Here is a 24,445-nt window from a genome sequence, read left to right on the forward strand (position 1 = left end):
TGTGTGGTTTCTTTTGTAACAGAGTAAATAAGGTCCGTTATCGTATAAGTAAATGTTAAAACACTTACTGTTTTGTCATAATAAAATCATTGAATCTTATTCTCTAAAATACAATAGCCTACTATCAATTTAACTGATAGTAGGCTTTTAAAATTATTTAAGAACTTGGTTATGTTCTAATTTAACAGTTTTCATCAGTGGAAATATTATCACTTCGGCTCTAAAGTTAACACCTTCCCCTCTATTCCATCCATATTCAATGTAGTCGTATGATACGTTCCATTTACCCAATCATCTATTTGATCATGGTACCAATCGCTTCTAAAATGTCCCGATTGTCCTGGCCCTACGATATGATAACCGTTTGACATATCTTTCGTATCAATAACGAATCGCCAAGAAGCCCCATGATTTACAATACCGTTATCTCCGTAACTCGCTGCTTGAACGGTAACTTGGCTTCCGCCAATTGGAACTGGTTTCTCACGATTAAATGCAAGTAATGCTAACATACTAGATGATCTCGAAATCGGATGTGTAAAAGCAAGTTGATGGTAATCGCCCCACTTCCACTCCGCAACATTCGGTCCATATTCCTTCTGTAATTTTTTCATTACATTCTCGTACGATGTATGCACAACTTTTGTGAAGCCTCCGTACTTCGTAAACCAAGCGCTATTTTCTCCTGCTACTTCTTTTCGAATCAATTCATCAACTACTTGTGACTTCCCTTCAAATAACTCCATCACATCTTTCGGTATTTCTTTTGAAAATAGCGTATTCGAAATCTCTTTCATTAACAAATGGAATATTAATGGTGCCGCTTCATCTTTACTATCGTAAAAATTCCACTTTGCTAATTGTTTTACGCCTTCTTTCTCTACTTCATTTAAAGATGCTTTATTTAACTCTTTTAGCAATATAGGAGTAAACTCTTTCCCATATAAATTTTTTTGATCCATCTGTAAATCTTCTAAATCTTTCACCGTATACTTTTCCTTCTCTTGTAAAAACTCTTGAATACGCATTTGCCTATATGGCTGCGCCCACGTATTACTAATATGGTACGGATAAGCGTCATCAACGATTTTATTATTTGCAGTTGAAATAAACCCTTGTTTTGGATTTATTACTTTCGGTAGCTGATCAAACGGAATATACCCTTCCCATTCATATTCATCTGTCCATCCTGGCACAGGCAAACTACCATCACCTTTTTTACGCACTGGTATATTTCCATTCGCTTTATAAGCAATTGTGCCATCGTTTGATGCAAACACAAAGTTTTGAGTCGGTGTATGAAAATCTTGAAGAGCCGTTTCAAACTCATTCCAATCTTTCGCCTTATTCATATTTAATACAGCCTTTAATTCAGCAGAAGGCTCCAAAGCAGTCCATTTCAAAGCGAATACTGTTTTTGTTTTCTCTTTTCCTTTATCCGCAAACTCTGAAATAACTGGACCATGCCTCGTAACCGTAACGTTATACGGAATTGTTTTCCCGCCTTTTACTTTAATAGATTCATCAACAACCGTAGCCTTTTCCCATTTATCGTTATACAAAAATTCATTTTCATTATTAGGATTTCTCTTTTCAATATACAAATCTTGCACATCGGGACCTGTATTCGTAACGCCCCATGCTATTTTGTCATTGTGTCCTAATATAACGCCTGGTACTCCTGCGAAAATAACGCCACTCACATGTAAATCTTTCATTTCAAGTTGCGATTGATACCAAATAGAAGGTGTCGCAAGAGATAAATGAGGATCATCCGCTAAAATTGGCTTACCAGATACACTCTTTTCACCACTCACAACCCAGTTATTACTACCGTTAAACTCTGGTGGAATAACTGTCTTTGAAAAACTTTGTGCTACGTCCACATTTGTATTTTTCAATTCAGCTAGCAATCTAGGCGCATCTTTCGGATATGTAGGAAATAGCTCATTTGCTTGCTCTTTCGGTAAATTTTTCAGCGCCCAATATCGAAATGCCTGTCCGTGCCAATGTCCTCCTAAATCAAACGCCATATACTTTCCAATCGTTAAAGAATCCACGATTGACCATTCAGCAGGTTCATAGCCTAATAAAGTAAACTCAACCGGCAATTTCTTTTCCTCTTTTGCCTCACGTATAAAAGTATTCACCCCATCAGCAAATGACTGCAGGGCATATTTCGCTTCTCCATCATATTGACTAACAGACGCTTCGGCCGCTCGCCGTAAACCGAGCGTTCGAAACAATTTATCTCGATCAACAGCTGCTTCCCCTACAACTTCACTTAACATACCAGAAGCTTGTCTTCTACTTAAATCCATTTGAAACAAACGATCTTGCGCTTGTACATACCCTTGCGAGAAATATAAATCATGCGCATTTTCCGCTTTAATATGTGGTACACCTTTACTATCTCGTTTCACCGCAACAGCATGTTGTAAATCCTCAAGTTTTATCGTTCCATCTATCTTTGGCACAGAACTAAGCGTATATATGTTCAAAAAAATCATAGCGCAAATAAACAAAAAAAGAACGATACTACTAGACCAAATAAAAATTCTTTTTCCCCTATTTCGTTTCTTTTTTATGACGACTTCCATACAATCCCTCCTCTCTCAATCTATTCGCTTCTATTGTGAAAGAACCTTTTAGAAAAGAAGAAATCATTACTTGCTCATGCTATGGATCATACAAACTGAATACTTCTCTCTTACGCACTATTTCCTTTCCTTTATTGAAGCTTACTCGTCCTTTCTTACACCAATCCCTCAAAATCCCCTTCACATAAGCGAGCGTTCGCTTATTATGTTCAAACGCAATTTTAAGTGCCTCTAGTACTTTATCTCCTGAAACTCTTTGCATCCATTCCTTTAATTCCTTCGCGATATATGGAGATAGACTGCTAATGTTTTGTTCGTAAAATTTATAAACTTCACTATGCGGAGTGGCATCCTCTACTCTTTCTACCTCTTCCTTCTCTTGAATAATTACTTGTTGTGAATTACTATCAATCTCTTCCTCTGGCATACCAAAATACTGAAGTAATAATGGAATCTTGCATTCTTCTTCAAGACATTTACGTAAAAATATATGTATGAACTCTTTATTTTTTACAGTCTTTAACTCACGTAACACACACTTCTCTACATTTGTATTTAAAATAGGGTTATAGTGTAGCCAATTTAGTATGTATAACTCTTTCGTTTCCGCATCATATACAATCTTCCCGTATTCCACAAACCGGTTCAATAACTTCTCAACAGTCTCCATACTGTAACCAGTTTCAAGCTCTGCCAAACGCTTCGGTAATATGTAAATACCACATTGCTTCGTTTTCGTACCAGTTAACAAATATATATAAAAATAACGCTCCTCTGGCGTTAAATCTAATATGAATTCATCTTGCCAAAAGTTCACCTGCACATTACGGTACACCGCCATATATTTACCTCCTCCTTTTATTCATAAAAAGGCAGAATTCAATCCTTCAATATACATATAGGAATGAGGGCTTTGTTTTTTGCATTTGAATTCCAAATTTTTTTAATTACTACAACGCCGGTTTTATTTTTTCGCGCTTTTTTGTTCTTGTAGTTGTTTTTGTTTTGTTTTTTCTTTTCTTAGTGATTTATTACTTGGTAGGTGCTTATGAAGGGCTTGGAAGGGGCTTATATAGTGTTTTCAGTCCTCTCTTATCCGATTCCTAATTACAAATGTCTCCAACAATCTTCATATATTGCAGACAACCATTATGATTCACCTGCTCATATTTACACGAAAATAAAAAGCACTTGTTGCCTTCGTAGACAATTCAGTGCTTAAAGTTAAAAGCTTATAAATAAAAGTGTCTATAATCGACATAGTTGATTGAAATACAATTCTGTTACATTTATTTTAGTAACGATAATATGATACATACCGAATTATCTACAACTGAACGTTCTGGGCGAGATTTCATTAACACCGTTAATCCAATTAATGAAGTAACTAGCGTTTGTGCCAATGCTTTAGCATTCACATCACTTTGCAGTTCTCCAGACTGAATTCCTTTAGTAATTAATTCTTGAAATATAACCGAAAGATACATTTGATGTTCTCTAGTCAGCACTTCAAATTTTTCATTATGAGGGGCAATCTCAACCATTGTGTTAATACAAAAACAGCCTTTATTTGATTCTTTTTTATATTCCTCTTCCACCATATTTTCAAAAAATATACGAATGGCCTCTTTTACAGATTGTTCTTTTTGAAGTTTTGTTCGAATGCTAGCTGCGTGTAAATTCGTGTATCTCCGTAATGCAGCTTCAAATAGCCCTTCTTTATCACCAAATGCTGCATATAAACTCGGTCTTTGTATTTCCATTTTAGCAGTTAGATCACTTAATGAAGTAGCAGCGTATCCTTTCTCCCAAAAAAGTTGCATAGCAGCATCTAAAGCTTTTTCTTTATCAAATTCACGTAGTCGAGCCATTTAATCCCTCCTCTTTTTTCACCTGTTTTCTAAATTATAAATCACTTTTTATGTACTAATCAGTATATTATATATCGTATTAAATTATAAATGATATGTCAAAAGAAACTGAATTTAATTTACAATTCACTTGACATAGCAACTTATCCTTGATTATATTTGACTTACGAAATAATATACCGTTCGGTACATTATTTTAAAAACAAAAGGAGATGATATTATGGATGCTAAAGAAAAAATGACAACTGCTCTTACACAAAATAATGATCAGTTCCAATCACCTATTAATACAATCATGCCCCGCTATATAACTCTATTATTTTCAATAGCTTGCGGGATGGCTGTGGCGAATATATACTTCGCTCATCCTCTACTTGATTCTTTATCAAATGCGTTTAAGATCAACCATTCAACTATTGGTGTCGTTATTACGATTACTCAAGTTTGTTATGCACTCGGATTACTTTTATTAGTTCCACTTGGTGATTTGTTAAACCAAAAAAGACTTATTATTGTTCAAATGCTTTTATCCGTTTTCGCTTTAATTGTGGTCGGAGTCGCCCCTTCCAGTACCGTACTTTTTATAGGTATGGCCTTAGTCGGAATTCTTGCGACTGTTACGCAAACACTCGTCGCATACGCATCCATTTTAGCTAACCCAAAAGACCGTGGGCGAATAGTAGGTTTCGTCACGAGTGGTGTCGTAATAGGAATTCTACTTGCACGTACATTTGCTGGAACATTAACAGATTTAGCGGGATGGCGTTCCGTTTATCTTACCTCTGCTGTACTTATGCTCTTCGTAATTGGTTTGTTATATCGTAATTTACCTAATCTTAAACCTAAAAAAACAGCTATGACCTATCCTAAATTATTACATTCCGTTCTCTTATTATTTGTAGAAGAGCGCCTCTTACGCATTCGCGGAATATTAGCATTGCTCATTTTCACTTCATTCAGTATTTTATGGACTTCATTAGTTTTACCTCTAAGTGCTGCACCATATAATCTATCACATACAGCTATCGGAGCATTTGGTCTTGCTGGAGTTGCTGGTGCATTAGCTGCCACTAAAGCCGGACAACTTGCTGATCGCGGATTCGGAGAGAGAACTACTGGCATAGCCTTATCCTTATTATTACTTTCATGGCTCCTAATTAAATTAATGAACCATTCTCTATTCCTACTAGTTATCGGTGTTATCCTTTTAGATTTAGCTGTGCAAGCTGTACATGTCACCAATCAAAGTATGCTTTTCACAGTGCGTCCAGAAGCGAGAAGTCGCCTCACTGCCAGTTACATGATTTTCTATTCTATCGGCAGTGCAACAGGTGCGATTCTTTCAACCAACATTTATGCAAGCTACGGATGGAACGGAGTTTGTATATTAGGTGCATCCGTTAGTGCTTGTGCTCTTTTATTTTGGGCAATGACCTTACGGCGATCATCATAAATAACAGGAGAATAATTTTTCTAAACACTGTGGGGATTTCATATGCGCCATTACACGAAAAAGCAGTCGAAATTGCAAAAGAAGTTGGTATAGTTGCAATAAAACGTGAAAATAAAAAGAGCAGTTTGCTAAATGATACAGAGATTATTCAAAAAGAACTTGATAGAGGAAGACTTGGTTTCAAACGTAAATATGTTAGATGTTAGATGATCAAAAAAGGTGTCAATCTAAGCAAGATTGACACCTTTTTGATGAGAAAAACAAATGAACTCCCTTAGAAAATTATTCATCCCCCCTGTACACCTTATCCGTTAAAAACTTCTTCATTCAATTTATAAACCCTATCTCTTTTCTCATCACTTTTGACAAAAATAAGCTTTCCTTCTTTAACAAAACCTTCTAATATTAAACATACTTGTCCAAATGCTTTAGGTTTATCCGTTGTGAATCTTTCATCGGGTATTTTACCAGCTCGTATTAATTGTTCGCACAGCTCCAGTGCACTTATTTCTTCAGAATTAAATAATCCTAATATATCTTGTTGCAATGGCGATAAAGGTACTGGTATTTCAGCTACCTCCACCTTTTCTTTTTCGTTTTCTTCTTCAAATAAATCTTCAAATGAAATTTGATTCATTACTTCTTTTCCTTTCTAACGATTGATTTGTATAACATGAACTGAATCCTATAAAGAGTAGTTATTGTTATGTATTACTTACCTTATTACATAAATCTCAAACTCATGTACATCGTTTCATATAGTATGTTTTGATTATACCAAATATACGTTCTGTCTTCTATCGTAGATTGAAAAAAGAAGCATTTTACTGTCCGCAAATAGCGAAAAGGGATTTAGATGATTTTATTGAATGGATTTATAAAAGTAAATTAAGCAAAAATAACTTCAAAATCAACTTTTATTGTATATTTTTGAGTTACTTTACATTTCACTCTATATACCATTTTTAAATAGAGATGAATATTTATAGATATTATGATTAAGTTTCATGCAGATTAGTAATAACTGCAGCACTAGCAACTACAACAATGGTAGGCACAGTAAATGCAGAAACAACTATGAAAACAAACTTTAATGAAAATAGCTATAAGGTAGTTAGCAATAATGACACTGTATTTACAGATGTACCAAAGGACCACTGGTCAAAAGTTGCTATCGATTACTTAGCGTCAGCAGGGATTTATAAGGGATATGGAAATGGGAAATTCGGTTTTGGGGACAATGTTACTAGAGGACAGGTAGCTTCTTTAGTCAATCGACATTTAGGTTTAATAGCAGACGATAAACAGGCGAATATGTTTAGTGACATTACAAATCATATGTTTGAAAAGGATATTAAAGCCATTGCACAAGCTGGAATTATGAAAGGTGATGGAACAGGTACATTTCGTCCAGATGATGTATTAACTCGGTATGAGATGGCAGTAGCGTTACAAAAAGCATTTCATTTAGAATCAAAAGGACAAGAGAACTTTAAAGATGTACCAAAAGATCATTGGGCCTACGAATCTGCCAATGCACTGCGTAGTAACCGTATAGCACAAGGTGACGAGGCAGCTAATTTTAATGGAAACATGCTTGTGAAGCGTGAACAGTATGCACAATTTTTCTATAATACAATAGCAAAGAACAGATCTTATAATTTCAACATCAATTCAAAAGAAGAACTGAAACAAATGTTAACAACAGCTTTACAGAATGGGACGTTTGGTCCATTTAAATTAGATGCACTAGGTAAAGATATATCTGAGGTAAAAAAAGAATTTGGAGCGCCTGATGTTTGGAAGCAAGCACCATGTACAGAATGTGATGCACCTAATACAGCGGTATACGGAGATTATAATATTGATATGTACCCTTCGGACGCTAGATATATATGGGTGAAAATGGATATCTCTATCAACGAATTAAAAGAGTGGTTTGGTGAACCAGATGGAATCGGTGAGGATATGACTAGTGAAGGCTTTATATATAATCGAGGAAGCTATTCTCTTTATTTCAGCTTCTCTGATGGTTATATTCAACGCGCTGAAATATCTAAAATTGAACATCATTAATACGTTACAAGCAATATAAAATATATACAGCATAAATAATCCTTCAAGAACACCCTTATTCTTGAGGGATTTTATTTTGTTCCTATCTATTTTACATAATACAAGGCTATAAAAACTCCCCAAAGAACGCGATCAAGAGTAAAATTGGTCAATCTCAAGAATATCTACCATTTCATTCAACCAATCTATTATTAACAAAATATCTCTTCACCCTACTCAACTCCTAAAATATTTTCCTTACTCCAACTGTTTCACCTTAACAAAATTCACAAGATTCTAACAAATGAAAATCACTACCAATCGCAGTGTTTGGGCTACCTCTACATGTCTATCAGGCTAAGAAAATCCAACATCCAAAACAAAAATGATAGCGAGGTTAATATTGTAGCACCAGGAAAACAGGCAATCTCTAAAGCTTAGTTAAGCAGATACAGTAAGCAAGTATTCTATGTTACGAATGAAAAAGGATCTGATATGAATATCAGATCCTTTTTCACTGCTTCTTTTATAAATTTAAGTTCTTGATACATAGGTTCATACGTGCTTACATTATCATACACAGTTTTCGTAATACTAGGAGGAAGATTAACACATCCTCCAGATCCACCTTTTCCGCTGGTTTTTTAATAGAATCAAAGTGTATTTTTATTTGTCGGACTTAATTTTTTCGCAATACTCTTCTAAAGTTAATCCCTTTTCTTTTAGATAAATAGCAACTTCTTTTCCTACATAACGATAGTGCCATGGCTCATACTTAATGCCAGTAATATTCTCTTTATCTTTTGGATAGCGGAGAATAAACCCATACTCTGCAGCATTCTTATCTAACCATTTGAATGCATCGGTAGTTTCAAATTTTGCATTTAAATCTTCTACAGTATTCTGCCATTCAACTGAAATAATGTCTAATGCTAATCCAGTATGATGTTCACTTGCGCCAGGATACTGAAGATATTCCAATGCCTTAGCACTAGCCTCTTTATCCGACAAACCTTGAGATTTATAGCTTTTAACTGAAGCATCATAATACGTTTGTTGTAATTTTATAGCTCGATAACCTGATCTTAAATAAAGATTGATGCCCTCTTTTTTTGCAGCTGTTACCATATCCTGATAGGAAGTTGCAATTCTGCTATCGATTTTCATATTTGGCTTAGCATTTTGGGTAATACTTGTTAATTCAATTCCTAGTTCCTTTGGTAACATATGCTCTCTATTTACAAGGATAATTCTCCAATCATTAAGATCAGAGATAGGTAAAACATCTTTTTTATTCGCATTTATCTCATTTTTATTTTTATCGCTATTATTAGTAGTTTCCTGAGATGTTTGCTTTCCACTACAAGCAGCAAGGCTCCATCCCAATGTCAATACCAATGCTAAAATTATAAATTTTTTAATTGTATCTCATTCCCTTTTTGTTTATTAGTCTTTATACCAATTTCCCAACACATCTCTAGGAATACCCTTGAAATCCTCTAAAGAAACGGGACCTACAAATTTTTTAATCCCATGATTTTTAGAATTTTCATCCGAATAATCTTTTAAAAATTGAATTTTAAATTGTTTCTTACCATCAGCATAGTCGGTTACTGTCGGTACGAGTGCCGCTTGTCGTATACCAAAAGTTTTATCTTCATACTTAACAAATTGTATATAAGATAATCCTCCAACCAATGTTTCTAATTTTTCTTGAGCAGAAATAAGATTTCCAAGAGAATAATAGATTAGCGTTTGATGTCCATCTTTATTTTGTTTCCACTCAATTGGTTGAATTACATGTGGATGATTTCCAATTACTACATCTACACCTAAATCTGTTAAATATTGAGCAACTTCTTTTTGTTGTTTTGAAGGTGTAGAGGTATATTCAACTCCCCAATGCACCATAACAATCACCATATCAGAACTACTCTTTGCCTTTTCCACATCATTTTGTATCGCTTTTTTATCAATTAAATTTAATGCCCAAGACTTATCAGCTGGAATTTTAATTCCATTCGTACCATATGTATAATTAAGTAATGCAAAACGAATCCCATTTTTTGTAATCGTTTTTATTTCATTGCGCTCGTTTTGACTCTCATTAATGCCTACCGGGATAACATCTGGATATTTATTCCAGTATTCTCTTGTATTCGCAACACCTTTAATACCCATATCCATAGCGTGATTTGTCGCTTGAGTCACTATATTGAATCCAGTATCCACTAAAGATTGACCTACTTCTTCAGGTGTATTGAAAGTAGGATATCCCTGTACTTTTAAATTATTTCCTGCAATCGGGGTCTCCTGGTTCACTATAGCAAGATCACTTGATTTAACAGCTTTTTTGATATTTTCATAAATATAGTTATAATCATATGAACCGTCTTTTTGTTTGCCATCTTTAATTACTGCGTCATGGTATAAATTATCACCCGTTGCTATTAAATTCACAACCGATTTTACTTTTTTATCTTCCGTAAAATTAGGAGATTGTTGAATAGGACTTCTATCTACCCAATTTGGTGCTTTTAAGGATTTATCTATATTTGATTGAGCCGGTGGTAATGAAGCTTTAGATGTCTTAACATCCGTATTACCACAAGCGGTTAAAAGCACTAAAAAAATAAGACATAATAAAAAAATTCTTTTACTTCTCTGTAAATTATGTAACATGTAATCCTCTTTTCTGTTTTATTACTTATAACCAGTTCTAACAAATAACTTTTTAAAACAACGTATTTTGGTTTTACACTTAATTATGGAAGGACACTCTGTTACATCTGCTTCGGAATATACGGATATTTTTTCCACTTTCTAACAATCTATCGATTCCATCAGAATTGATAGATTGCTAGAAAAACATTATCCACCAGAATGTCGACTAGGTTCCAATCAACATCCTCCAGATATTGAACTTGATATACCTGTTCCAATTGTAGTAGCTGGTTAATCTAAACAAGAGAGGAGAATAGTTCATATAGCCTCCTCTCTTGCTTTACGTTTGTGAGTGGCTCCAAAAAGAGGGAATCGCTGCCGTCCCCTCTTTAGATAGTGCGAAATCTGTGTAACTAATTTCTTTAAGTTGAGCGATAATCATTATACTGATAACAACAAGTAAGACCCAAGAACTTATTTTATCAATATACGAAAAAAGTAGCAATATTTTCTGCGATCCATATAAAGAAGCCAATTAGGAGAAATGAAAAAGGAAGTGGCATTTTATATGTGTTGTTTCGCACTGTGAATTGTACATAAGTTTTAGCAAAAACAATAAATAAAGGCTCTGTTGCAAAGTTTTCTACATGAAGCTACAGTCTAGAAAACAGGATTTAGAAGAATTGGGCATGTCTTTTCGTTCTTCCCAGAAAATATATTTTCCTTCACTGATCAAGTGTAAAAAAACAAGCCATCCAATTCATAGAGGATGAATTGGATGGCTTGTTCTGTATCAAAAAGAAAATCTGTTATTTGATTACTTCAATTTCCCCTCAAAAACAATTTTTCTACCGCATGGTTCAACTTCTGTTTTGCCGTTTTTCTTCACTTCATGAAAGATTGGTTCTTCCATGCGACGAGACGGTGCATATCCTTCTTGTTCCATACGTGCTAAGCAGTCTGTAATTGTTTCGTTTTCGAGTACTTCAAATTTCTTTTTATTAGGTTGTTTTGTCATGCCCTAACCTACTTTCTATTTTTCTTGATGCGAATTGATTCTTCATGTAAACCATATATACCATTGCGAGAATTCCCATTATAATCATAACCGCAATAAAAAAGCTTGTATACTGTATTTTTTCTATAAATACGCCTCCTAATACAGGTCCCATAATACTTCCTATACTAAAGGCGATTCCGGATAATATATTACCCGCTGGTAGTAAGTGTCTCGGTAATAAATCTGTCATAAATCCAAGCCCTAGTGAGAAGCACGAGCCAATGACCATACCTGCTATAAGCATACATGCAAAGACGATCCAGTAATATTGATCAAATACTGCTGCAAGTAGGAAAATGCCCGTACTTACACTGAACGTCCACGTTAAAATACGGTCTCTCCCGTATTTATCACTTAATATACCGAGCGGGATTTGTGTAATAATGCCCCCAACTGCGAATGCTGGTAATAAGAAGGAAACTTCCGATACAGACCATCCTTTGCGAAGTGCGTATACTGGTAAGTTACTATTTAACATCGCTTCAAGTACGCCGTATGCGAGCGGACCAATTAGCGCAATCCAAGCTAATCCAACGACTTGTTTATAACGAGAAAAGGATGATTTACTTTCAGTTTTTGCCTCATCTTGTGCTGGAAATGCATTTTTCGTTGGTAGTAGTAAAAGCCATCCTATTAAGCAAAGTATAGTAGATACGATAAATGGTGTTGCAAGACCGTACTGAACAGTGCTTGCTAAATACGGGCCAACTGCGAAACCAATTCCGAAGAATACACCGTATATCGATACTTGTCTACCTATTTTACTCGGGTCTGATGTTGTCGTAATCCATGTTTGTGTTCCGACATGAAGCATATGATCTCCGACTCCAACTAGAAATCTAAGAACGAACCATACCCAAAATGAAAAAGTTTGTGTAAAAAAGAATAATGAAATAATAACGAGAAACCCACCAATAACGATAATTGGCTTCATTCCAAACTTTTGCATCGGTTTTTCAAGAAACGGTGAAATAACTAATATCCCAATATATAATGCCGTCGCATGAATACCGTTAATACTTGAACTAACCCCTTCTTGTTCAAAAATCATTGCAATGGTCGGTAAAAGCATCCCTTGTGACAAACCTGAGATTGCTACAATTCCAACCATAATCCAAAAAGTAAAACGCATCGACATCCCTTTCCCTCTCCTTCTCACGCTTTCCACTTTTCATTATAAACTGTTTCTTCAAATGCGTGTACGAATATTCATAATAAAAAAAGAAGCTAAAAGAATGAACCTTTTAGCTTCTTATCCTTCCCATACTTGCGCTTTCACATTGTAATGAAAATGCTTAAAATATGGATTTTCATAAAATGAAGGCCCAAATAAAATCGGATGTGTATGGACCATTGATTGCTGCACTTGCAAAGGAACTACAGCTGGTGAAACTTGCATATACATCGGATTTATAATCATTTTTATATATTGATGATCATTATATGGAGAATGATATATTAAAAATGGATTATGCATTGACTCTCTCCCCTTATACATACAAATGCTATAGTATATGCAAGTTTTATATTTCGGGAATTATTTATTGTCTAACCAATCCTCTACATGTTTTATAAATACATCTAAACAATCTATAAACGGTGAGTGTCCGCAATCTTCTAATATCTTCAACTCTGCATTTGGCAAATGTTTTGCTAATTCCTCACCGACTACTTGCGGTACGACGTAATCTCTGTCACCTTGTATGACGAGTGTTGGGGCTTTAATATGATGAATTTGCTTATTTCCCTCTACAGCCCCATTATGTTCATCCGAAATATTAAATGTAATGAGCGCATAATTCACATCTACGAAATTACGTTGCGTTAACATATCATCTAAATACTTTTCATAACGATCCGGTTCAGGTTGATTATGTGTATATATTAATAGATTCCATACTGTACGGTAATATAATTTATTCATATTTTTTATCGCATCTAGCACTGGAGCAATTTGTACGGGATCTTGCGCGATTTCTTCTTTCGTCTTTACTAAACTTGATACGATCGGTTGCCCGTTAATATCTTTTTTAAAAATTGGATATCCCTTCATTCCCACTGATTCTACTAAAATCAACTTTTCGACAAATGTTGGATGATTCGCTGTAAATTGCATCGCAACACCACCGCCCATTGACCAGCCCATTAATGAAAATTTTTCTAGTTTTAATTGATCGATAAATAGTTTTACATCTCTTGCAAAGTCTTGTAATGAATCTATCGATTGATTATATGTTGATTGGCCAAATCCTCTTAAATCAAGAGCGTAAATATGGTATTGATCTTGCAACTTTTCAATAACTAAATCCCAGTGTTGTGACGATGTCATGTTCCCGTGAATGAGTACAAGAATTTCTGTATTTTGCCTTCCAACTTCCTGATACGCAATCGTTTCTCCGTTCGATAGTGAAACAAACTCCATTGTTGCAGGCTTAATCATCACAAGTTCCCCCATTCTATTTAATAGAAAGAAAATTCTTTACTTAATTAAAGAATACCATGTAGAATGTACGTTCTCAATACAAAATCTATACGAAATTTCCACATAAAACAACATGTCTATTACTAGACAAGTAAAATAAAAAGGTATATAGTTAGCTAGGTAACTAATTTGAAAGGATCAAAATACATGGACGAAAAACAACATTTTTTCCACATTGTCAGTCAAACTTCTCGTAAGTTTACGAAGAAATTTAATGAACGTGTATCTCCAACAGGATTATTTAGTGCGCAATGGGCTGTTATTTTCCGCATTAATCAAACTGGATCTTGTACCCAAACAGAATTATGTCAATATTTAAATGTTGAATCACCAACGATGACTCGTACGTTAACACGTATGGAAACAATGGGCTGGATTATTCGTACTGAAGGAAAAGATCGCCGTGAAAAGTTGATTTCATTATCTGATACTGCACTACAAATGATTCCAGTATGGCAAGAAGAAGTTGATTCCTTTGAAGAAAAGACGCTAGAAGGTATTAAAGAAGAAGACTTACATGAAGCTTTTCAATTGTTACAACAAATCATCAAAAATTTAGATCATTAATATGGAGGGATGACGATGCAAAGTGAAAAACTTTGGACGAAGGATTTCCTCGGAACTTGTTTTAGTAGTCTGTTTCTCTTTTTAACATTTTACATGCTTATGACTACTCTGCCTGTCTATGTTATAGACAGCCTAAAAGGAAAACCTGAGGAAATTGGTTTAGTTGCAACTGTTTTTCTTATTTCATCTGTTTTATGTAGACCATTCACAGGAAAATGGCTCGATGATTTAGGAAGAAAGAAAATATTATTTATTTCACTTTCACTATTTTTAGCCGCTACCGTTATGTATTTCGGTACGCAAAGTTTATTTTTATTACTTGCCCTTCGCTTCTTACATGGTATTGGATTCGGAATGGCAACAACAGCAACTGGAACAATTGTAACTGATGTAGCACCAGCTCATAGACGTGGCGAAGCACTTGCTTATTACGGCGTATTTATGAGTCTACCGATGGTAATTGGTCCTTTTTTAGGTTTAACAATTATTTCTCATTTTTCATTTACTGTACTATTTATCGTTTGTTCAGTATTTTCATTACTCGCATTTTTATTAGGATTACTAGTCAATATTCCGCATGAAGCACCAGTAAACAAACAAAAACGAGAAAAAATGAAATGGAAAGACTTAATTGAACCATCTTCTATTCCAATCGCTCTGACAGGATTTGTTTTAGCCTTTTCTTATAGTGGCATTTTATCCTTTATTCCTATTTATGCGAAAGAGCTCGGTTTAAGCGAAATTGCAAGTTACTTCTTTATTTTATACGCACTTGTTGTGGTCATTTCTCGTCCATTTACAGGGAAAATATTTGATCGTTTCGGTGAAAATGTACTTATCTATCCCGCTATTATTATTTTCACAATTGGGATGTTCATTTTAAGCCAAGCGCAAACTTCATTTTGGTTCCTTGGCGCAGGTATGTTAATCGGTTTAGGATACGGAACATTAATTCCAAGTTTCCAAACGATTGCAATTTCTGCCGCTCCAAACCATCGACGTGGTTCTGCGACAGCTACTTACTACTCGTTCTTTGATAGTGGCATTGGCTTCGGTTCTTTCATTTTAGGTATAGTCGCTGCCAAATCAAGTTATCATAATATGTATTTTATCGCAGCTATTATCGTTGCGTTCACTTTACTTCTATATTATGGATTACACGGACGAAAACAAAAATTCAAGAAACAAAGTACAGACGGACAAATATCTGCTTAACGTTCATAAGGAAAGTAAACTTACCCGTTTACTTTCCTTATTTTGTATTTATTTTAAGACGAGCGTATACTTATAATAGAAACTAAAGGAGGTACCTATATGAATGTAAAGAAATCTCCCCTGCTATTACTGTTACTAGTATTACTATTCGTAGTTACAGGGCTTGGGTTTACTTTTTTTAAAAATAATAAAACGACCCCCACTAAAGCAAATGTCACAAAAGAAAACTGGTTGGACGATCCTTACTTACGCTGGTCGTATACACATATGAAAGAATTCACTTTAATAAATGAAGTAAAAAACATCCCTGACCAAGTTGCTCCCTTCCCTACCGCGTTACAAAACTTAGACGATTTTGCTGTGGAGCGTAGATTTGGAAATACGACTCCTCTAAAAAAACTTTTAGACGAAAACAAAACAGATGCTTTTGTCGTTGTACATAATGGTCAACTTGTTTATGAACGATATTTCAATGGATATAACGAGAGTGAACCTCATGGAATGGCATCATTAGCAAAGGTGTTTACTGGTGCAATCATACAATCTCTCGCTGAAGAAAATCTTATTGATGTAGAGAAAACAGCTGACACTTACATAAAAGAATTAAAAAATACACCGTTTGGAAAAGCAACACTTCAGCAATTAATGGACATGCAAGTTTCCGCTGAATACCCTACTCACGGATATATGCAGCTAGGACTAGAAAATCAAGATGCACAACTATATTTAGCTAGTAATATTTTACCCCGAGGAAAAAACTACGAGGGCCCTATGAAAATTTATGATATGTTACTAGAAGCAGAAGAAACTGCACCACCTGGTTCAGCTTTTTCTTACAATAACGGATCAACAGAAACACTCGCTTGGATTATCCGAACGATTACAGGGAAATCGTTAGCTGAAAATGTAAGCGAGCGAATTTGGTCTCACATTGGTATGGAAGAAGACGCTTATTACGTTACAGATGAAACAAAAGTAGAACAAGCAAGCGCTGGCTTAAATGCAACTGCTAGAGATATGGCGAGGTTCGGACAATTATTATTAAATAATGGTCAATATAGCGGAAAACAAATCGTCCCTTCTTCTATTACAGAAAGTGTGAAAAATGTACAAGAAGGTGAGCTCGCAATTGGTCATGGTGCTTCCATTTCTTATCATAATCAATGGTGGGTTCCGCACAATGAACAAGGTGCTTTCGAAGTGTTAGGCAGTTACGGACAAACCCTTTACATCGATCCGAAAGCAAGTATGGTAATCGTCCACTTCTCTTCTAACGCTGCGCCTAGTAATGAAATCCATTCGGTTTATTCCGATATGTATATTGATATTGCACATCATTTGGAGAAGCTTCCACAGTAGTGGAGGCTTTTTTTATTTACCCAAATCCTATTCCAGTTAGTACTTGGTTAGTAGGAGTTGCCGAAAGAATTACTATTTAAGCCACGCCTAAACCCCATTTATATTGATAATATTTTAGTAATTTGAAAACACTAGTGCTTAGGAAAGGAGGGATTACGAATGTCTGTGAAAAAGCTATTAACTGGATTAATCATTTCACTTGCGATGATTGTAGTTATGACTACTTTAGGTTCGCTCCGTGTATTTGCCGAATCCGACGTTGTGAGACAGCCTATTGAGGTTGAATTGAATGATGATTACTTTAATCCGAGTATCATCACTGTTCCGGTTGGGAAAACGACGACGTTGCTATTGAAAAACAAAGGAAATAGAGAACATACCTTTACGGTGAAAAAACTCGGAATTGACGCCGAAGTCCCGTCAGGAAAAGAAATAACAATTACCGTAAAACCTGAAACTCCCGGTACATATGAACTAATATGTCGGTTCCACTACTTGAAAGGAATGGATGGAAAAGTAATCGTCAAATAACAAGCGGTACCGGTCCTTACTTTTTTATAAAGTGAAACTTAAATTCGCGGGGGTGTCCCTCCCCCGCACATTATGAGCTCTCACTAATCAGTTTTTTACTGGTAGCATAAAATCGTTACGCTGTCGTAGCGTACGAAATTTGTGTTTTGTTGGTGCTACCCCATGTCCATCAACTTAAGAATTTTATAACACCGCAAAAAGAGAGAATGTACATTTTCTCATGAAGATGCATATTCTCTCTTTTTGGATATATTTGTATTTCTTAACTTGATAGCCATATGTGTACTAGGGGTCACACGAATAGAACGGTACCTTTTATATATTTTCTGTCGTAATATTAACTCCATATTCTCTATAAAAATCTAAAATTGCACATGCATTCACACCCAAATCTAATAGATTTTCTGGAAAGTAAATTTTAGAATCCAGAACCACAATATCAGATGTTTGTAGAATATTCTCTGCTTGGACAGCTGCTCCTAAAGCAGTAAGATGTGTCTGTCCTAACGGATCTGATATGTTCACACATCGTCTATGCAATACACCAGTAGCATCATAACCTTTAAGGTGAATAACTATGTTATGTGCACTTCCCCTTCCGGGTTTATAGAGAATATTTTTCCGTAAATTGGTAAATTTTTCTCCGCTAATCATTTTCCAAATCCCTGTATTCACCAGAGAAACCAGTCCATATGTAGAGATTTTACTATCAAAAGCAATACGAAAGTTAGTCGAAACAGCATGAATTGATTCTGGCAGGGTTACGTGATCGGGAGTATCCAAACGATAACATTTGGTTATATAACCGTTGGGAAAGCGGACTTTGATTGGATTAGTCATTGGATAAGCCTGTCGCATTCCCTCTCGAGCTTTGACTTCAAACGGAATAGTTAACCGGTCCATATACGCTGTTGAATTTGGTCCTGCTTTGTCTTGAAGAGAATATAGTGCGTTGATATCAACCGTAACCTCTTGAAGATCTTTTGAATAAATTTTAGAAAAAAGGGCTGCTGTCCCCCCCATCCACCCTGAAGCTAATACAACAGGGGATTGCACCTCAACATTTTTTAATCGATCAATAGAACTCTTAAAGCGTTCAGTCCAACGAGTAATGTCAACCAATGGAATTTTTTTTCGAACTGCAGATAGGAGTAGTCTATCTTGAGGATCATTAACCGCATTAACAACTAATGTGAAATTATCATCCAAATTTCTTAAGGGATCATCTGTTGTGTTGTCTACCTTGACTATTTTTACTCTCTCTGATTCAAAAGGTAACGCTTTCCCTAAGGTTCTTCCTCCTAATCTAATTTCCAAATCAGGATGTCGATCATGTAAAATTCGAGCAATTTGACTACCAACAACTCCATACCCACCAACAATTAATACTGTTTTTTTATTCATCTGAAACCTCCATTTTAATTAGTATGAGATTATAAGTTTAAATGATTAAAAACTTAAACCTTTTAACATATTATCGCTAAAAAAAGGGACAAAAGGTGTCCCTAAACTATAAATGAGTACCTAGTTCTTACATTCATCTTCAACTAAAGAAACAAGTTCTTTTAAAAGATTTATTGTTTCATTAAATTCAAGACAATAATACATTTCAGTGCCTTTTTTCTGAACTTGAAGTAACCCTGATTGTTTCAATATTTTCAAATGATGAGATACAGTAGGTCTTGACATGGGAATATTCTCCGCAATTTGCGTCACATTCAAGCTATCTTTATCAATTAAAAGTGATACAATTTGCTGACGAGTTGGATCTCCCAACCCTTGAAAACATGGTCTTAAATTTTCTAAAATATGCATTACTTTATCATTACAGTTCATTTGGCTAACATTACCTTCCGTTTAAGAATTTAATCATTTAAACGTATTATAAATTACATTACTATCTAATGCAATAAAGAAGTAGCACCAACTTTAAGTATAAATATAGAAAGTTTCATAAACAGCCATTTTCGATTTTCCAGAGTTGTAAGAATGGCGGGTCTTTTTTCTGTAACAATTTCCAAATCAATTCCAGATACAACCAGGGCAAACCCATGAAATTCACGAAGCCTATATCGGATTGTATCAAAAGCTTCCAACTCAAGTGATCCTGTTTATCCTCCTACAGAAAAACGAGCGAAAGTTCCACTGTTATGAGAAAAAGACAGTCTTTGATATTTTGGGTGTTGTCTATGAGTATACCACTTCTACTTATCAGGTAGCATAGTAAAAAGATTCAAACCCGTCAGGGTTTATTTGAAATGCCTACTTTTATACCATCTATAAACGATAATAAAATACTACGTGAAAAAATCGCATTTTGTATAAAAATATCCCTTAAGTTGATGGGCACCATACATACCCATCAACTTAAGAGATTAATTGTTCCCCTAAATGAAAAAAATGAAACCCGTTATGGTTTATTTCGTATGCTCATTTTTAAGAGGATAATACTGTTTAAAAGTTTGTCCATTTCAATTAATGGAAAACCGTGGAGTTTCTATCCTTAAGTTGATGGGCATGTGGTTTTACCCCTAATTAATAGCTTGTTCTCTTATATATAACTTTTTAAAATATGGATTTGAACCATATTTCTCAATGACCAACATTACTTAACCTTGTAAAATAATATTCGGATGGGAGTCCAATACATATTATTAAAATTAAGATGGTTCAAGTCGGAGGATGGCACCTTAGGGTGTCTTTTCTTTATTGCTTAAAGGACCTGCTCATTCATCATTAAAAAGCATAAATTAATGTAAACCCGTTAAAACACATGTGTGACCCCGATTTTTTTCTCTTACTAAAAGGAGAGATTGATATGGGATTTGGTGGTAGTTGTGGCGGAGGCTGTGGCTTTGGTGGCGGATTCGCCTTACTAGTTGTGCTCTTTATCTTATTAATAATAGTTGGAGCTAGCTGCAGCGGATTCGGCTGCTAAGGAGAGGCACTCATAAGAGTGTCTTTTCTTTATTTTCAAAAGGACCTGCTCAATTATTCTATAAAAACATAAGGTAAAATGAATCCGTTAAAATACATGAGTGACCCCGTGTTTTCCCCTCCTATCTAAAGGAGGAACTATTATGGGATTTGGTGGTAGTTGTAGTAGTTGTGGTGGCGGCTTTGCTTTATTAGTTGTATTATTTATTTTATTAATCATAGTTGGAGCTAGCTGCTTCTGCTAAAAAAACTATCAGAAAAGACACTCTTATATGGGTGTCTTTTCTTTATGGGGTACTGACGCATACCCATCAACTTAAGAAATTGGTTGCTCCCAAGAGCCACGAAAAGCAACAATAATTTGTTTGGTTTCATCATTTTTATAAATAGTTGCATCAAAAATATTATTAGGATTATGTAATAATACAGAAGAAGGTATTTTAACACGTTTCCAAGTTTCTAAATGATCCCCAACTTTTACATCAACAGAAGCCGTATCATTATAACTCTCACCTGATGAACGAGAAAGTACTTGATCACTAACTGAACTCCCCATAGTTTCTCTCTCCTTAAAAAAGATTTATAGTTTATATATGATAAATTAATTTCAGGAGAAAAAATATTGTACCTTTGAAATAAAGTCGTACTGTTTATAAAAAAGTTGCACCGCTTTATCCCTTTGTATAAAGGGGTATTTTTTGTGCATATTATTAATTTCAAATAACACTTTGTCAAAAATACTTTACAAATTGTAAGAAATAAATTTCAATCTTTTCAAGAGGTGTTGCTATTGTTACATAATAAAATTGTAGTTTGTCGAGCAGAAAAAGGTTGGACTCAAGAAGAACTGGCCAAAAGAGTGGGTGTTAGTCGTCAAACTATCGCTACTCTTGAAAAAAATAAATATAATCCTTCTCTAATTCTTGCTTTTAAAATTGTAAATATATTTGAAAAGTCAATAACTGACGTGTTCGATTATCAGGAGGAGTGAGACATATGTTGTGGTTAAAATCATTATTTTTAGTTTTTATATTCATCAGTCAGATGTATGTAATAAAATTTCAATCAAGTGATGAAGCAAAAGACGAAAGAGGGAGAGAAATTCAATATAAAACAAATAATGTGTTGTACAACATCCTATATTTAGGTATCATTGCCATTATTATTTTTCAATCGATAGATATTGTTCCTTCAGAATTTCTACCTGATTTATTGTTATATTTTGTGCTTTCATTAAGTGTGCTAGGCAGTATTTTTATATTTATCAACAGAAACAGGAAAAATTACTAATTATAGTTAAACTAACAGCTGCGTTTATTTAAGTAGACCACATAAAATGATCAATCTTTTTTATAAAAACTTAAGGAATCCAAAATTAAAACCCACACATTTTGATCGGATTTTTTCAAAGTGTGTGAGTTTCTTCTCTTTATAAAATCAATATTTGCAGCAATACTTTGATCAAACTTTATCCGAAATCTACATTAGGGGATTACTTGCAAAGTTTGCACCAGAATCTGTAATGGCTAATTATATCATTTCCATTCACAATCAAAATATAGGAATGATTTCTTTAACAATACAAAGCATACTTTGATTTAAGAAAATACAGATACTCTATTCCGGCATCAGTAATCTTTGTACCGGCTCGCCCTCTTCCTTTTACGACAAATCCTTCACTTTCTAAAATATCCAGGCGGCGACGGATTTGCTGTGGGGATAAAGCAAAGTCTGATTCTTTGCTTTTACTTGAAAGCAGATCTCTGCTTGCCGCCTTTCCTTTTTCGTTACATTGCTTGATTACTTCCAAGATAAAAACATGCTCCTTCATTTCCAGTATACTTCCACATACGGAATATTCGGATTTCACGCTGCCCCCCTCTTGTCCCAGCATGGACGGAAGATCTCCTTTCGTCACGACATTTCCCTCACAAATTGTCAGCATATAATCAATTGTACTTTTTAATTCTCGTATATTTCCAGGCCATTCATATTGCATGAAATACTCCAGCACATCTTGTTCTATCTTTACCCATTTTCCGCTCTTTGTGATGAAATGCTTAATCAAAATTGGTATATCCGCTCTTCTCTCAATGAGTGGTGGAATGCAGAGATTAAGTACATTCAGCCGGTAAAATAAATCGACTTTGAATGAACCGGCCCTTATCTTTCCTTGAAGATCTTTATTTGTTGCGGTAATCACTCGAACATTAACAGGTATAATTCTTACACCACCGATTCTGCGGATTTCCCCCTCTTGCAGAACGCGCAGCAGATGTGATTGAACAGTAAGACTTATGTCCCCGATTTCATCCAAAAAGATAGTTCCGTTATCCGCTAATTCAAACAGACCTTTCTTGCCCCCCTTTTGTGCTCCTGTAAATGTCCCTTCTTCGTAACCAAACAATTCACTTTCAAGCAGGCTCTCTGTTAATGCGCTACAATTTACAGCCAGAAACGGTCCGTTTTTTCGCAATGAATGCTCATGAATAGCATGGGCAAACAGTTCTTTTCCTGTCCCTGTTTCACCCTGAATTAAAATCGGATGTTCCGATAAGGCAAGTTTCTTGGCGATTCGCTTACGCTCTTTCATTACAATATGTTCGCCGATAATATCCTCAAATCCGTATTTTGTATGAAATCCTTTATTACGCATTTCTCTTTGCGCTGTTTTTTCAATTTCAAAGGCTTGATGTACACTCTTAAAAGTTGCGACAATTGTATTTTCTTGCATCATTTGCAAACGAAAAATTACGACATCCACGCCATCTATGTCGAAGAACTTGCTTTCATCCTTTCCATTCATGATGAAATCGGTAATATCCCGACGACTCATCACATGTTCTACATACTCATTAACCACATCTTGCGCCACAATATGAAACAATGCCGTAAGACGTTCATTGAATACCGTAATCCGCCCTTCCTGGTTAACGACTAATATTCCATCATCGACAGTTCCTAACACATTTTGGATGTGCTCACTCATCTGCTTAGCATCCCGCTCTGCATGTAATAACTTACGTTGTAATTCAATGATATTGCTAATATACCTTTCTGAAATCTTCGAGGATATATCCTTGCTCAAACCACAACATTCTACAACTTCCAGAATTGTTGTCATATCAAAAAGACGTACACCTATATCAATTACTTCTTTTATGTAAGAAGGGCACAGATGTGTTTCTCCTGGCGAAACAGCAATTCGAACATCATCATAAAACAATACCCCCTTCCGAAAAGGGATAAATTGAATATGATTTATACCAAGTTGATATAAGGATTCAATAAGATTTATTGTTGCATCATCATTATCATTCACCACTAGAACTGATGAATCTTCAGGTATTCTTAAAAGTTTATCAATGTATTCATGATGAACTGTTCTCTTTCCCACAATTATTTTCTCAGCATTCACGCTATACATACCTTTTGTTTGATCATAAACAGAATCTGATGAATACAAAATAATTGTATCTTCAAGAGACTGCGGTATTCCCTCATCCGCAGCATGGCTTTTAATATAAACATAGTCTCCAAGCAATTGTTCTAGTTGCTCCTGTAAGGCTTGCGTTGTTTTTGAGCTTCCAGCTATAAGTGTAAGTGAGGATTTTAACATTAAGACACCTGCCTATATTTAAATTGGTTCTA

25 protein-coding genes and 2 pseudogenes are annotated in these 24,445 nt (G+C 35.0%); 11 read left to right on the forward strand and 16 right to left on the reverse strand.

What is annotated here, in order from left to right; all coding sequences use genetic code 11:
* Window positions 1–209: 209 nt before the first annotated feature.
* The 3 genes from MR066_RS03555 to MR066_RS03565 all read right to left on the reverse strand — a co-directional run bounded on the left by MR066_RS03555 (window position 210) and on the right by MR066_RS03565 (window position 4,471).
* Window positions 210–2,600 carry a penicillin acylase family protein gene (locus tag MR066_RS03555; protein ID WP_242246015.1) on the reverse strand — a complete coding sequence of 797 codons (2,391 nt, stop codon included), beginning with the start codon at window positions 2,598–2,600 and terminating at the stop codon, window positions 210–212.
* Window positions 2,601–2,679: 79 nt separating this feature from the next.
* On the reverse strand, window positions 2,680–3,441 hold the full coding sequence (locus MR066_RS03560) for a DnaD domain-containing protein (protein ID WP_242246016.1): 762 nt from the start codon (window positions 3,439–3,441) through the stop codon (window positions 2,680–2,682).
* Between the two features lie 448 nt (window positions 3,442–3,889).
* Entirely contained in the window at window positions 3,890–4,471 is a 582-nt protein-coding gene (locus tag MR066_RS03565; RefSeq protein WP_002190148.1) for a TetR/AcrR family transcriptional regulator, read from the reverse strand.
* A gap of 220 nt (window positions 4,472–4,691) precedes the next feature.
* Between MR066_RS03565 and MR066_RS03570 the strand changes: the two genes are divergently transcribed.
* Both MR066_RS03570 and MR066_RS03575 read left to right on the forward strand, forming a co-directional pair.
* Entirely contained in the window at window positions 4,692–5,924 is a 1,233-nt protein-coding gene (locus tag MR066_RS03570) for an MFS transporter (protein WP_242246017.1), read from the forward strand.
* A gap of 17 nt (window positions 5,925–5,941) precedes the next feature.
* Window positions 5,942–6,130, forward strand: a pseudogene (locus tag MR066_RS03575) (DNA alkylation repair protein); the annotation flags it as partial.
* A gap of 98 nt (window positions 6,131–6,228) precedes the next feature.
* Here MR066_RS03575 and MR066_RS03580 read toward each other — a convergent pair.
* A complete protein-coding gene (locus MR066_RS03580) occupies window positions 6,229–6,561 on the reverse strand; it encodes a DUF3895 domain-containing protein (RefSeq protein ID WP_242246018.1) in 333 nt (110 codons plus the stop codon).
* A 410-nt stretch (window positions 6,562–6,971) separates the two neighbouring features.
* On the opposite strand from MR066_RS03580, the gene MR066_RS03585 reads away from it, so the two are divergent.
* Window positions 6,972–8,000 carry an S-layer homology domain-containing protein gene (locus MR066_RS03585; RefSeq protein ID WP_242246019.1) on the forward strand — a complete coding sequence of 343 codons (1,029 nt, stop codon included), beginning with the start codon at window positions 6,972–6,974 and terminating at the stop codon, window positions 7,998–8,000.
* Between the two features lie 645 nt (window positions 8,001–8,645).
* On the opposite strand, the gene MR066_RS03590 is transcribed toward MR066_RS03585, so the two are convergent.
* The 7 genes and pseudogenes from MR066_RS03590 to phaZ all read right to left on the reverse strand — a co-directional run bounded on the left by MR066_RS03590 (window position 8,646) and on the right by phaZ (window position 14,158).
* Entirely contained in the window at window positions 8,646–9,377 is a 732-nt protein-coding gene (locus MR066_RS03590; RefSeq protein ID WP_242246020.1) for a M15 family metallopeptidase, read from the reverse strand.
* Between the two features lie 48 nt (window positions 9,378–9,425).
* Entirely contained in the window at window positions 9,426–10,661 is a 1,236-nt protein-coding gene (locus MR066_RS03595; protein WP_242246021.1) for a CapA family protein, read from the reverse strand.
* A gap of 322 nt (window positions 10,662–10,983) precedes the next feature.
* A pseudogene (locus MR066_RS03600) lies at window positions 10,984–11,266 on the reverse strand (DUF817 family protein); the annotation flags it as partial.
* Window positions 11,267–11,460: 194 nt separating this feature from the next.
* Window positions 11,461–11,661, reverse strand: a complete 201-nt coding sequence (locus MR066_RS03605) for an NETI motif-containing protein (protein ID WP_000166305.1) — start codon at window positions 11,659–11,661, stop codon at window positions 11,461–11,463.
* Window positions 11,645–12,841 (reverse strand): MFS transporter, encoded by a 1,197-nt coding sequence (locus tag MR066_RS03610; protein WP_002142467.1) that lies wholly within the window; start codon window positions 12,839–12,841, stop codon window positions 11,645–11,647. The genes MR066_RS03605 and MR066_RS03610 overlap by 17 nt, the downstream gene beginning before the upstream one ends.
* Window positions 12,842–12,955: 114 nt before the next feature.
* Window positions 12,956–13,180, reverse strand: a complete 225-nt coding sequence (locus MR066_RS03615) for a hypothetical protein (RefSeq protein ID WP_002013808.1) — start codon at window positions 13,178–13,180, stop codon at window positions 12,956–12,958.
* A 60-nt stretch (window positions 13,181–13,240) separates the two neighbouring features.
* Window positions 13,241–14,158 carry an intracellular short-chain-length polyhydroxyalkanoate depolymerase gene (gene phaZ, locus MR066_RS03620; RefSeq protein ID WP_242246022.1) on the reverse strand — a complete coding sequence of 306 codons (918 nt, stop codon included), beginning with the start codon at window positions 14,156–14,158 and terminating at the stop codon, window positions 13,241–13,243.
* 174 nt (window positions 14,159–14,332) lie between these two features.
* Between phaZ and MR066_RS03625 the strand changes: the two genes are divergently transcribed.
* The 4 genes from MR066_RS03625 (at window position 14,333) to MR066_RS03640 (ending at window position 17,857) form a co-directional block, all read left to right on the forward strand.
* Window positions 14,333–14,752 carry a MarR family winged helix-turn-helix transcriptional regulator gene (locus tag MR066_RS03625; protein ID WP_242246023.1) on the forward strand — a complete coding sequence of 140 codons (420 nt, stop codon included), beginning with the start codon at window positions 14,333–14,335 and terminating at the stop codon, window positions 14,750–14,752.
* A gap of 15 nt (window positions 14,753–14,767) precedes the next feature.
* Window positions 14,768–15,967 carry an MFS transporter gene (locus MR066_RS03630; RefSeq protein WP_002128166.1) on the forward strand — a complete coding sequence of 400 codons (1,200 nt, stop codon included), beginning with the start codon at window positions 14,768–14,770 and terminating at the stop codon, window positions 15,965–15,967.
* Window positions 15,968–16,066: 99 nt separating this feature from the next.
* Window positions 16,067–17,326: a serine hydrolase domain-containing protein gene (locus tag MR066_RS03635; RefSeq protein WP_242246024.1), complete on the forward strand. Its 1,260-nt coding sequence runs from the start codon at window positions 16,067–16,069 to the stop codon at window positions 17,324–17,326.
* Window positions 17,327–17,485: 159 nt separating this feature from the next.
* The gene (locus MR066_RS03640; protein ID WP_002013813.1) at window positions 17,486–17,857 is read left to right on the forward strand and encodes a cupredoxin domain-containing protein; all 372 of its coding nucleotides are present in this window, start codon (window positions 17,486–17,488) and stop codon (window positions 17,855–17,857) included.
* Between the two features lie 315 nt (window positions 17,858–18,172).
* On the opposite strand, the gene MR066_RS03645 is transcribed toward MR066_RS03640, so the two are convergent.
* From MR066_RS03645 to MR066_RS03655, 3 genes are all read right to left on the reverse strand, one after another.
* Window positions 18,173–19,261 carry a saccharopine dehydrogenase NADP-binding domain-containing protein gene (locus MR066_RS03645; RefSeq protein WP_044443391.1) on the reverse strand — a complete coding sequence of 363 codons (1,089 nt, stop codon included), beginning with the start codon at window positions 19,259–19,261 and terminating at the stop codon, window positions 18,173–18,175.
* 120 nt (window positions 19,262–19,381) lie between these two features.
* Complete coding sequence (locus tag MR066_RS03650) at window positions 19,382–19,693, reverse strand: ArsR/SmtB family transcription factor (protein WP_002013825.1); 312 nt, start codon at window positions 19,691–19,693, stop codon at window positions 19,382–19,384.
* Window positions 19,694–19,758: 65 nt separating this feature from the next.
* Complete coding sequence (locus MR066_RS03655; protein ID WP_242246025.1) at window positions 19,759–19,953, reverse strand: hypothetical protein; 195 nt, start codon at window positions 19,951–19,953, stop codon at window positions 19,759–19,761.
* A gap of 722 nt (window positions 19,954–20,675) precedes the next feature.
* On the opposite strand from MR066_RS03655, the gene MR066_RS03660 reads away from it, so the two are divergent.
* Together MR066_RS03660 and MR066_RS03665 are read left to right on the forward strand one after the other, a co-directional pair.
* The gene (locus tag MR066_RS03660) at window positions 20,676–20,795 is read left to right on the forward strand and encodes a YjcZ family sporulation protein (RefSeq protein ID WP_002035483.1); all 120 of its coding nucleotides are present in this window, start codon (window positions 20,676–20,678) and stop codon (window positions 20,793–20,795) included.
* Between the two features lie 142 nt (window positions 20,796–20,937).
* Window positions 20,938–21,039 (forward strand): YjcZ family sporulation protein, encoded by a 102-nt coding sequence (locus MR066_RS03665; RefSeq protein ID WP_000505688.1) that lies wholly within the window; start codon window positions 20,938–20,940, stop codon window positions 21,037–21,039.
* A 71-nt stretch (window positions 21,040–21,110) separates the two neighbouring features.
* Here MR066_RS03665 and MR066_RS03670 read toward each other — a convergent pair whose 3' ends face one another.
* The gene (locus MR066_RS03670) at window positions 21,111–21,350 is read right to left on the reverse strand and encodes a hypothetical protein (RefSeq protein WP_002035481.1); all 240 of its coding nucleotides are present in this window, start codon (window positions 21,348–21,350) and stop codon (window positions 21,111–21,113) included.
* 234 nt (window positions 21,351–21,584) lie between these two features.
* Between MR066_RS03670 and MR066_RS03675 the strand changes: the two genes are divergently transcribed.
* Window positions 21,585–21,785, forward strand: coding sequence for a helix-turn-helix transcriptional regulator (locus MR066_RS03675; protein ID WP_002084522.1), 201 nt, complete (start codon window positions 21,585–21,587; stop codon window positions 21,783–21,785).
* A 5-nt stretch (window positions 21,786–21,790) separates the two neighbouring features.
* Window positions 21,791–22,084 (forward strand): hypothetical protein, encoded by a 294-nt coding sequence (locus tag MR066_RS03680; RefSeq protein WP_002084521.1) that lies wholly within the window; start codon window positions 21,791–21,793, stop codon window positions 22,082–22,084.
* Between the two features lie 283 nt (window positions 22,085–22,367).
* Here the strand turns inward: MR066_RS03680 and MR066_RS03685 are convergent, their stop codons facing one another.
* Window positions 22,368–24,413 (reverse strand): sigma 54-interacting transcriptional regulator, encoded by a 2,046-nt coding sequence (locus tag MR066_RS03685; protein ID WP_242246026.1) that lies wholly within the window; start codon window positions 24,411–24,413, stop codon window positions 22,368–22,370.
* Window positions 24,414–24,445: the final 32 nt, after the last annotated feature.

Source organism: Bacillus cereus group sp. BfR-BA-01523, from assembly GCF_022662615.1.
GTDB classification, from domain to species: Bacteria; Bacillota; Bacilli; order Bacillales; family Bacillaceae_G; genus Bacillus_A; species Bacillus_A mycoides.

What these genes read in the sequence shown, in the direction of transcription:
- MR066_RS03630 (WP_002128166.1), top strand. Translation starts at nt 14,768, where the DNA reads ATGCAAAGTGAAAAACTTTGGACGAAGGATTTCCTCGGAACTTGTTTT.
- MR066_RS03645 (WP_044443391.1), bottom strand. Translation starts at nt 19,261, where the DNA reads ATGAATAAAAAAACAGTATTAATTGTTGGTGGGTATGGAGTTGTTGGT.
- MR066_RS03555 (WP_242246015.1), bottom strand. Translation starts at nt 2,600, where the DNA reads ATGGAAGTCGTCATAAAAAAGAAACGAAATAGGGGAAAAAGAATTTTT.
- MR066_RS03685 (WP_242246026.1), bottom strand. Translation starts at nt 24,413, where the DNA reads ATGTTAAAATCCTCACTTACACTTATAGCTGGAAGCTCAAAAACAACG.
- MR066_RS03615 (WP_002013808.1), bottom strand. Translation starts at nt 13,180, where the DNA reads ATGCATAATCCATTTTTAATATATCATTCTCCATATAATGATCATCAA.
- MR066_RS03650 (WP_002013825.1), bottom strand. Translation starts at nt 19,693, where the DNA reads ATGAACTGTAATGATAAAGTAATGCATATTTTAGAAAATTTAAGACCA.
- MR066_RS03625 (WP_242246023.1), top strand. Translation starts at nt 14,333, where the DNA reads ATGGACGAAAAACAACATTTTTTCCACATTGTCAGTCAAACTTCTCGT.
- MR066_RS03585 (WP_242246019.1), top strand. Translation starts at nt 6,972, where the DNA reads ATGGTAGGCACAGTAAATGCAGAAACAACTATGAAAACAAACTTTAAT.
- MR066_RS03580 (WP_242246018.1), bottom strand. Translation starts at nt 6,561, where the DNA reads ATGAATCAAATTTCATTTGAAGATTTATTTGAAGAAGAAAACGAAAAA.
- MR066_RS03660 (WP_002035483.1), top strand. Translation starts at nt 20,676, where the DNA reads ATGGGATTTGGTGGTAGTTGTGGCGGAGGCTGTGGCTTTGGTGGCGGA.
- MR066_RS03610 (WP_002142467.1), bottom strand. Translation starts at nt 12,841, where the DNA reads ATGTCGATGCGTTTTACTTTTTGGATTATGGTTGGAATTGTAGCAATC.
- MR066_RS03605 (WP_000166305.1), bottom strand. Translation starts at nt 11,661, where the DNA reads ATGACAAAACAACCTAATAAAAAGAAATTTGAAGTACTCGAAAACGAA.
- MR066_RS03640 (WP_002013813.1), top strand. Translation starts at nt 17,486, where the DNA reads ATGTCTGTGAAAAAGCTATTAACTGGATTAATCATTTCACTTGCGATG.
- MR066_RS03670 (WP_002035481.1), bottom strand. Translation starts at nt 21,350, where the DNA reads ATGGGGAGTTCAGTTAGTGATCAAGTACTTTCTCGTTCATCAGGTGAG.
- MR066_RS03595 (WP_242246021.1), bottom strand. Translation starts at nt 10,661, where the DNA reads ATGTTACATAATTTACAGAGAAGTAAAAGAATTTTTTTATTATGTCTT.
- MR066_RS03565 (WP_002190148.1), bottom strand. Translation starts at nt 4,471, where the DNA reads ATGGCTCGACTACGTGAATTTGATAAAGAAAAAGCTTTAGATGCTGCT.
- phaZ (WP_242246022.1), bottom strand. Translation starts at nt 14,158, where the DNA reads ATGGGGGAACTTGTGATGATTAAGCCTGCAACAATGGAGTTTGTTTCA.
- MR066_RS03570 (WP_242246017.1), top strand. Translation starts at nt 4,692, where the DNA reads ATGGATGCTAAAGAAAAAATGACAACTGCTCTTACACAAAATAATGAT.
- MR066_RS03680 (WP_002084521.1), top strand. Translation starts at nt 21,791, where the DNA reads ATGTTGTGGTTAAAATCATTATTTTTAGTTTTTATATTCATCAGTCAG.
- MR066_RS03665 (WP_000505688.1), top strand. Translation starts at nt 20,938, where the DNA reads ATGGGATTTGGTGGTAGTTGTAGTAGTTGTGGTGGCGGCTTTGCTTTA.
- MR066_RS03560 (WP_242246016.1), bottom strand. Translation starts at nt 3,441, where the DNA reads ATGGCGGTGTACCGTAATGTGCAGGTGAACTTTTGGCAAGATGAATTC.
- MR066_RS03635 (WP_242246024.1), top strand. Translation starts at nt 16,067, where the DNA reads ATGAATGTAAAGAAATCTCCCCTGCTATTACTGTTACTAGTATTACTA.